The following is an 8,790-nucleotide window of genomic DNA, read 5'->3' as shown; positions in this document are numbered from 1 at the left end:
GACGCTCGGCGAGGCATAGGCGCCTTCGCTGACGTTGCGCAGGCCGATCACGCCGTCGAACGGGGCGTGCAGCTCCGTGAGCGCGATGTTCGAACGCACGATGTCGATATCGGCGTTGAGCATCGCCAGTTCGGTGCGTGCCTGTTCGTAGGCTTCCAGGCTGACGGCGTCCTTTTCGAGCAGGGCACTCTGGCGGTAAACACGGTCTTCGGCCAGTTTGAGCTGCGCTTCGTAGCGCGACAGCTGTGCCAGCAGCGGTTTGTCGTTGACTTTGGCCAGCAATTCGCCCTTGCGGACGGTTGAGCCTTCCTGGAAGTTGATCGAGACGATCTTGCCCGAGGTCTCGAACGAGAGGTCTACCTCCTCGTCGGGGAGCAGGCTGCCCACCGAGGTGATTCCGTCCGTGAGGGTTTGCGGCCGCACGACGAGCCCGTTGACGTTCAGGACGCTGCTTTTCCGGGGTATGCTGATTTCCGACGGGTCGGCGTCGGCGGCTGACGAACTGCCGCGGTAGTGGTTGTAAACGACCAGCCCTGTACAGAATACTACGAGGATGACGGACGTGATGATCCATTTCTTTTTTTTCATACCGGAGAGGTTGTCTTTAATGAGGGATATGCAAAGATACGAAAAAACCCGCTATGCCTCCGCTGCCGGAAGGTATAATTGCACCCGTTCGTGGTAAAAACGGGGCCGGTTGCGGGTTCGTGTATGCCCGTTTCCGGCGAAACGGCAAAAAACGCCGGCGAAACGACCGGCACCCGCCGCATTCCCCTACCGTCGGGAGCAATACCTACATGTTATTATTCTGTCCCGAAAATTACCTAAAACAGGGAATTGCCCGGGCTCGGCGGGCACCTTAACTTTGCCACCGCAAACAAAATAAACGGAGAGCCTATGCGTCTTGGAATTTTACTGTTTACCCCTATTTTATTACTGGCGGGTGTTACCCTGCATGCCCAGGAAGCCGTGAACGCCCCCGAACCTGTGGCCGCGGCCGATTCGGCTGCCAATGCCGAGCTGAAGGCACAGCTGAAAGCCGAACTCCTGTCGGAGATCCGGGCCGAGCTCTCTTCCGAAGTGAAGACCGCCGTCAGCAAAGAGGCCGACAAACCCTCACGGCTGACCGTAGGCGGGTACGGCGAGGCCGTCATGACGCGCAATTTCTTCAGCGACAACTACCTGCGTTATATCAGCCCTGACAAGTACAAGAATGACAAAAGCCACGGTCGCTTCGACCTCCCGCACGTGGTCATCTACCTGGGCTACGATTTCGGGCGCGGCTGGTCGATGGGCACCGAGATCGAATTCGAGCACGGCGGCACGGAGAGCGCCTTCGAAACCGAATTCGAGGAGGGCGGCGAGTATGAGTCGGAGATCGAACGCGGCGGCGAGGTCGCCCTCGAACAGTTCTGGCTCCAGAAAAGCTTCAGCCCGGCCTTCAACCTGCGCCTGGGGCATATGATCGTGCCCGTCGGCGGGACTAACCAGCACCACATGCCCACCGAGTTCTTCGGGGTCTACCGTCCCGAGGGCGAGAATACGATCCTGCCCTGCACATGGCACGAAACGGGCATCAGCCTCTGGGGACGTGCCGGTGACTGGCGTTACGAGGTGATGTTCCTGCCGGGACTGGATTCCGACCGGTTCGGCGACAACGGTTGGGTCAGCGGCGGTGCCGGAAGCCCCTACGAATTCAAGATCGCCAATGCCTATGCCGGGGCGTTCCGCATCGACAACTACTCCGTCCCGGGCTTGCGCCTGAGCCTGAGCGGCTATGCGGGCAACAGTTTCAGCAATACCCTGAGTGCCAACCGTACCGGTGCGGACAGATACAAGGACGTGAAGGGTACGGTGATGATCGGCGCCTTCGATTTCCTCTACGATGCCCATAACTGGATCGTTCGCGGTAACTTCGACTACGGGCACCTGACCAATTCGGACAAGATTTCCCAGTTCAACCGCGATATGCCCAACGCATCGCCCTCGCCCAAGCAATATGTGGGTTCGGACGCCATCGCCACGGGGGTGGAAGCCGGTTACGACATCTTCTCGCAGATACGCAAGCTCAAGGAGAGGGGACACCGCTTCTACGTCTTCGGCCGTTATGAGTTCTACGATTCGATGTTCGATACCGCCAAGTCGGTGATCCGCCAGGACTGGTGCGGCCGCCAGCGGGTAGCCGTCGGGTTCAACTATTACCCGATCAAGAACATTGTCATCAAGGCCGAGTACGGCATCGGCCTGCTCCGGTCGTACGACTACACCGACTCCGCCACCGGGGAGACCCGCACGGGGCGTTTCAAAAACGAGCCCTCCCTTTCGCTGGGGATCGCCTATTCCGGCTTTTTCAGACGTTAACCAAATCATAATGAGAATATGAAAAATCTGTTCAAAAATTCCGTTTATGCAGCCGCGGCACTCGTCCTGGCGCTCGGGGCCGCATCGTGCAGCGACAGCGACGGCGATTACACGTTTGCCGACGAGCGTGAAGAGGCGCTCAAGAATGCTGCCGTAGATTTCGTCGACAATAACGTGATTCCGACCTATAAGGCCCTGGCCGACGGGAGCATCGCCTTGCAGGAGGATTGCGAGGCCATGCTGGAGGCTTTCGACGCGGGAACCCTTACGACCCCGCTGGTGCAGGCCGCCTGCAACGACTGGATCACCACGCGCAAGCACTGGGAGCTCAGCGAGGCCTACCTTTACGGCGCTGCGGCCGATTACGACATCGACCCGCATATCGACTCCTGGCCGCTGGACGGCACGGCGCTTCAGAACCTGCTGAACAACAACAGTATGATGGCCGAGATCGAGAGGAATCCCGATTATGTCAGCGCCAATCTGGGTTACGGCCTGCTCGGGTTCCATGCGTTGGAATACATGCTTTTCGAGAATGCGGGCCCCCGCGCCCTCGGCAAATACACCCGTCCCCAGCTGGTATACCTGGTCGGTGTGGCCAACGATCTGTGCAACATGTGCGTACGCCTCGAAGCTTCGTGGGCGGGGCTGGACAATGTCACCGAAGAGAAGCAGACGATCCTGGGCGATGCCGAACTGGAGCCGACTTTCGACTACGGCGCTTCGATGCGCAATTCGGGGAAGGGCGGCAGCAAGTACCGCAACTATAAGGATGCCGCCGAGGAGATCATCCAGGGCTGCATCGACATCGCCACGGAGGTCGGCTCGCAGAAGATCGGCCGTCCGGCCAACGGAACCAGCTCCGAGGATATCAATTACATCGAGTCGCCTTACAGCCAGAATTCGAAGACCGATTTCATCGACAACATCATCAGCATCCGGAACACCTATCAGGGCATGACCTCCGGCGACGCTTCGGTGAGCGACTGGATCGAGGTGGTCGACCCCGTCCTCGATACGGAGGTTCGCAATGCGATTTCCACGGCGATCGAAAAGATCGAGGCCTGCCCGGCCCCGTTCGTCGACAACCGTACGGCACAGGCATGGAAGGATGCCGCCACCTATTGCAATAACGACCTTGTGAACGCGCTTACGAAGGCGCTGACGGCACTGTCGGTCGAAAAATAACCATTTTCAGCAATGAAAAAGCACTTGATTTACAGCCTGTGCATGTCGGCAGCCCTGATGGCTGCCGCGTGCGCTGATGACAAGGGGACGGATCCCGCCCCCGATCCGAATCCCGACCCCGTTCCCGAGGAGTATTACGCCGGCGGCAAACTCGGCACGGCTTTCAACACCACGTCGGTGGCCTACGAGCAGCCTACGCCGGTCGTCGATGACGACGCCGCGATGACGCAGCGTTTCCTGAACGGCGAGGCGCTGTTCGAAAAACCCTTCACGGCCAACTCGTCGGGTGTGCGCTACGGCCTCGGGCCGCTCTATATCCGCACCTCGTGCCTGCACTGCCACCCGGGCTACGGCCACGGTAAGCGTATCGAAGGCGCGTTCAACACCAACCAGATCGGCAACGGCTACCTGCTGGTTATCACCGACGAGGACGACAATTACCTGACATCGCTCACCGGTATGCCGCAAACGCAGGCCGTGGCGCCGTTCAAAGCCCCGATCGACGAATCGAAGATCATGATCGGCTGGCAGGAGTATACCGACGAGTGGGGCAATAAGTTTCCCGACGGCGAGTCTTACAGCCTGATCTATCCCGAAGTGACGATCCCCGAGAACGCCTATTACGTACCGCTGATCGGCGCCAAGGGCGAGGTGCCCTATGCCAAGGTGCGCGTGCGCCTCGAATCGACCATCGGCATCTACGGTACGGGTTTGCTGGATGCCATTTCGGACAGCGACCTGAAAGCCGAGTACGTTCGCCAGGAGCAGAACGGCGTGCCGCTCAATCCCGCGATCTTCAAGAACGGCGAGTGGGTCAAGACCTACGGGACGACCACCCATCCGCTGCGCTATACCTATGCCCTGAGCCGCGGCCCGTTGCAGGATGCGGCGGGTGCCAATGCCATCTGGAACATCACCAACGTGACCCGCTCCGACCGCCGCTACCACTACATGACCGCTGCTTATGCCGAAGTAGCGTCGAAGGACGCCGATGTGCAGCGGGATTTCTACACGCTTTTCCCGGCGTGGAACAAGACGGGAGACGTTGCGCAGGATATTTACAACTATCTGATGAACAAAGAACTGCCTGTCGAGATGAGCGATGAGGACTATGTCGACTTTATGGTCTGGCACCGCGGTCTGGCCGTACCGGCGGCGCGTAACCTCGACGATGCGGACGTCAAACGCGGCAAGGCGCTCTTCACCGAGATCGGCTGTGCCACCTGCCACCGTCCGACCTGGACGACGGGCGACGATGTCTTTACCGACCCCAACGGTTTCTTTGCCGACGGCGACAGCCGCCTGCCGCGTTATCCTAATCAGAAGATCTGGCCCTACTCCGACATGGTGCAGCACCGGCTCTTCATGGTGAACGACATCCGCACGGGCTGGTGCCGTACGACGCCGCTCTGGGGCCGCGGCCTGAGCGAGAAGTGCACGGGCGCCAGCGACCGCCTGCACGATTGCCGTGCGCGGACGGTCATCGAGGCTATCATGTGGCATGGCGCGGCGCAGAGCGACGCCCGCTGGTCGGTCGAGAAGTTCCGCACGCTGAGCAAGGACGACCGCGACGCGGTGGTCGAATTCATCGAATCCATCTAACCCTTCCCGGATATGTGCGAAGCGCCGGTGCCCCGTGCATCGGCCTTTGCCGTGTCCGGACGATGCATTCACACACGAACGAACGGATGAAACTGTTGAAACTGTTGAAACGCCTTGCCTTCGGGCTGCTCGGAGCCGTGATGGCGGTGCTCGTTACGGCCACGGTACTTGAAAAGATATACGGTACGGATTTCTCCGCTGCGCATATCTACGGCGTGGGCTGGTTCGCCGCGCTTTGGGGTGCCCTCACCCTCGCGGCGCTGGCCTGCCTGTTCCGCCGGAAATTGTGGCGCAGGCCCGCCGTCCTGTTGCTGCACCTCTCTTTCGCGGTCATCCTCGCGGGGGCTTCCGTGACATGGCTCTTCGGCCAGCAGGGGACGTTGCACCTGCGCACGGGCGATCCCGGGGCGACCGCATTCGCCGGCCGTGACGGTTCGGAGCAAATACTGCCCTTCCGGGCCCGGCTGGACGATTTCCGCATCGAGTATTATGCCGGCACCCGTGCGCCGATGGATTTCGTCAGCCTTCTCACCCTGACGGCCGACGACGGGTCGCTGCACGGTGAAGTCGGCATGAACCGCATCCTGGTTTTCCGGAATTATCGGTTCTACCAGTCCGCCTATGACGAGGACGGACGGGGTACGACCCTTTCCGTTTCGTATGATCCGTGGGGCATCGGCATCACCTATGCCGGGTACGGGCTGCTGCTCGTTTCCATGCTGGCGTTCCTGTGCGACAGGCGCGGGGGTTTCAGGCGGTTGCTGCGCAGCCCTGCGCTCCGCAAGGCGGCGCTGTGTCTTGTCCTCTGTACGGCGGCCGTACAGGGTGCCCGGGCGGCTGACACCTTGCCGCAGACGCTTCCGCGCGAGGTCGCCGCGGAATTGGGCGACCTGTATGTCTACTACAACGACCGTATCTGTCCGTTGCAGACCCTGGCTAAGGATTTTACGGTGAAACTCTGCGGGAAGAGCCGCTACCGGGGACTTACGCCCGAGCAGGTGCTTTCCGGCTGGCTGTTCTATTACGACGACTGGAAACGCGAACCGATGATCCGCATCAGGAGTGCCGGGGCACGCCGCCTGCTGGAGGTCGGCGGGCGTTATGCGCGGCTGTCGGATTTCCGCAACCGGGTCAACGAATACCGGCTCGAAGGGGCTGCCGGGCGTCCGGCGGGCGAGGCCGATGAGAAATTCAACATCATCGGGATGGTCTGCACGGGCAGTATGCTGCGGATTTTTCCCTATACCGACCCTTCGGACAGCCTGCTGCGCTGGGCGTCGCAGGTCGACGGCCTGCCGCGGGAGCTGCCTCACGGGCAGGCGCTCTTTATCGGCCGGGCGATGAACTACGTCAGCGAACTGGTCGTAAAACGGGATTGGGCGGGGGTCGCAGGGGTGTTGCGCAAGATCCGCAGCTACCAGCAGAAGGAGGGCGGGGCGCATATGCCTTCCGGGCTGCGTTTCCGTGCCGAAAAACTTTATAACCGGCTCGATTGGTCGCTGCCGCTCGCCGCGGCATTCATCCTGACCGGGATCGGAGGATTCCTCGATGCCTGCCGCCGGATGGTGCGCGGGCGGGCTTTCGGGGCGAAAACCCGGGGCTGGCTCCTTGCGGGCGTTGCCGCCGGAGGACTGTATCTTACGCTGATGCTGGCGCTGCGGGGCTATGTCAGCGGCCACTGGCCTGTTTCGAACGGCTATGAAACGATGCGCTTCATGGCATGGTGTACGCTGCTGCTCACGCTGCTCTTCGCCCGCCGCTTCCTGTTCCTGCTGCCTTTCGGTTACCTGATCGCCGGGCTGTCGCTGATAGTTTCGATGATGGGGGAGTCGAACCCTCAGATCACGCAGCTGATGCCGGTTCTCGACTCGCCGCTGCTCTGCATCCATGTGATGCTGGTCATGGTGGCCTATGCGTTGCTGGCGTTCGTTATGTTCGGCGGCGTGGCAGGGGTCGTCCTGCACCGCCGCGCCCGCGGGGCGGCCGCGCAGCTGCAGGCCGTCAGCCGGCTGATGCTCTATCCGGCCGTCTTCTGCCTCGCCGCCGGTATCTTCGTCGGCGCCGTCTGGGCCAATGTGTCGTGGGGACGCTATTGGGGCTGGGATCCCAAGGAGGTGTGGGCGCTCGTTACGCTGCTGGTTTATGCGCTGCCCCTGCATGCCGGATCCCTGCCGTGGTTCCGCCGGCCGTTGTTCTTCCATTGGTTCTGCATCGCGGCGTTCCTCTCGGTGCTGGTCACCTATTTCGGGGTCAATTTCCTGTTGGGCGGCATGCACAGCTATGCCGGATAGGGGAGCGGCGATCCGGGGCGGGATGCCCATTCCGTGCGTCCCGGTCGTCCCTATCGTATGGCGGGGCCGTCATTGCGCAGCCGAGCGGTAAACCGTTCCGGCAGCCGGGGCATGGCGCCGTGCTGCGAGCAGACGTGGGCCGCGACATCCACGGCCAGCCTGTGTGCTTCCCCGATGCCGAGCCCCGAGAGCAGGGCGGCCAGGAACGATGCCGTGAACGAGTCCCCTGCACCGACCGTGTCGGCTACTTCGACGCGCGGCGTGGGGATATATGACCGGGTGTCGGGGGCGAATACCGAACTCCCGGCGGCGCCGCAGGTGAGGATCACGATCCGCAACCCGTACCTGTCGAGCAGCGTGCGGCACTGCTCCCCGGGCTGCATCCCCTCCAAGCCGAACATGCTGCCGACCACGGCCAGTTCTTCGTCGTTTATCTTCAAGATGTTGCACTTCCGCAGCGACTCTTCGACCACCTGCTGCGTGTAGAAGTGCTGCCGCAGGTTGATGTCGAAGACCTTGTATTGTCCCTCGCCGTCGGGCATCGTTTCCAGGAAACGCCCGATCGTGCGGTGCGATACGGGGCTGCGCTGTGCCAGCGACCCGAAGCAGGCTGCACGGGTGTGCCGGGCGAGCTCCTCGATCTGCGGGGTGAACGGTATGTTGTCCCAGGCTACGCCCTGCCGGATCTCGTAGCTGGGGATGCCCGCCCCGTCGAGCGTGACTTCGACCGTCCCGGTCGGGAACGGCACCGTTTCCAGCATATGTCCCACCCCTTTTTCGCGGAGCTGGTTGCGGAGTTCGCGTCCCGCCTCGTCGTCGCCGACGGCGCTGACCGCGCAGCTGCGCAGCCCGAACTGCGACATGTGGTAGGCGAAGTTCGCGGGAGCGCCGCCGATCTTCCGCCCTTCGGGCAGTATGTCCCAGAGTGCTTCGCCGATCCCGACGACCCACTCTGTCTTTCGGTTTGCTTCGGTATTCATTGTCGTTTGCGTTTGCTGCGAAGTTAACGGTTTTGCTCGATATTTTTCCGCTTGCGCGGTGTTTTTCAACATGGCGTGAGGCATTTGGCCGTAATTTTCGCGGCATTCGGTTTGTCCTGCCGGGACGGTTTCCGACGACAGGGCGGACGAATTATGCCCGGAAAGTTTGTATTGAACGGCTTTTGTCTTATTTTTGTCTGACACAAAACCCGAAACCATGATGCTGCGAACCCTTCCCGCCCGATCCGGCTTCCTGTGGGTGCTTCTGGCGTGCATTTCCCTCGCAGGATGTACGCGGCACCCAAAATACTCGCTTCAGACCGAAGCGGCGCTGGAACGGCTGGATGCGGAACTTTCCCGCAAGGATC

At 61.3% G+C, this 8,790-nt stretch carries 6 protein-coding genes; 4 read left to right on the top strand and 2 right to left on the bottom strand.

The window, feature by feature from the left end; genetic code table 11:
- A partial coding sequence (locus QVP03_RS13435; protein ID WP_288210834.1) for an efflux RND transporter periplasmic adaptor subunit occupies positions 1-588 on the bottom strand: 588 nt, incomplete at its 3' end.
- A gap of 309 nt (positions 589-897) precedes the next feature.
- Between QVP03_RS13435 and QVP03_RS13430 the strand changes: the two genes are divergently transcribed.
- The 4 genes from QVP03_RS13430 to ccsA all read left to right on the top strand — a co-directional run bounded on the left by QVP03_RS13430 (position 898) and on the right by ccsA (position 7,442).
- The gene (locus QVP03_RS13430; protein ID WP_022333901.1) at positions 898-2,361 is read left to right on the top strand and encodes a hypothetical protein; all 1,464 of its coding nucleotides are present in this window, start codon (positions 898-900) and stop codon (positions 2,359-2,361) included.
- Between the two features lie 18 nt (positions 2,362-2,379).
- The gene (locus QVP03_RS13425) at positions 2,380-3,549 is read left to right on the top strand and encodes an imelysin family protein (protein ID WP_022333900.1); all 1,170 of its coding nucleotides are present in this window, start codon (positions 2,380-2,382) and stop codon (positions 3,547-3,549) included.
- A 12-nt stretch (positions 3,550-3,561) separates the two neighbouring features.
- Complete coding sequence (locus tag QVP03_RS13420; RefSeq protein WP_022333899.1) at positions 3,562-5,151, top strand: di-heme oxidoredictase family protein; 1,590 nt, start codon at positions 3,562-3,564, stop codon at positions 5,149-5,151.
- Between the two features lie 86 nt (positions 5,152-5,237).
- Positions 5,238-7,442 (top strand): cytochrome c biogenesis protein CcsA, encoded by a 2,205-nt coding sequence (gene ccsA, locus QVP03_RS13415; RefSeq protein WP_022333898.1) that lies wholly within the window; start codon positions 5,238-5,240, stop codon positions 7,440-7,442.
- A gap of 50 nt (positions 7,443-7,492) precedes the next feature.
- Here the strand turns inward: ccsA and QVP03_RS13410 are convergent, their stop codons facing one another.
- Positions 7,493-8,422 (bottom strand): carbohydrate kinase family protein, encoded by a 930-nt coding sequence (locus QVP03_RS13410; protein ID WP_022333897.1) that lies wholly within the window; start codon positions 8,420-8,422, stop codon positions 7,493-7,495.
- Positions 8,423-8,790 lie beyond the last annotated feature (368 nt).

Origin of the sequence: Alistipes sp. CAG:29 (assembly GCF_000435435.1) — a bacterium.
Taxonomy (GTDB): Bacteria; Bacteroidota; Bacteroidia; order Bacteroidales; family Rikenellaceae; genus Alistipes; species Alistipes onderdonkii.
The sequence above is the reverse complement of the archived record's forward strand: the minus strand, read 5'-3'. Positions and strand labels throughout refer to the sequence as shown.

What these genes read in the sequence shown, in the direction of transcription:
- QVP03_RS13430 (WP_022333901.1), top strand. Translation starts at nt 898, where the DNA reads ATGCGTCTTGGAATTTTACTGTTTACCCCTATTTTATTACTGGCGGGT.
- QVP03_RS13425 (WP_022333900.1), top strand. Translation starts at nt 2,380, where the DNA reads ATGAAAAATCTGTTCAAAAATTCCGTTTATGCAGCCGCGGCACTCGTC.
- ccsA (WP_022333898.1), top strand. Translation starts at nt 5,238, where the DNA reads ATGAAACTGTTGAAACTGTTGAAACGCCTTGCCTTCGGGCTGCTCGGA.
- QVP03_RS13410 (WP_022333897.1), bottom strand. Translation starts at nt 8,422, where the DNA reads ATGAATACCGAAGCAAACCGAAAGACAGAGTGGGTCGTCGGGATCGGC.
- QVP03_RS13420 (WP_022333899.1), top strand. Translation starts at nt 3,562, where the DNA reads ATGAAAAAGCACTTGATTTACAGCCTGTGCATGTCGGCAGCCCTGATG.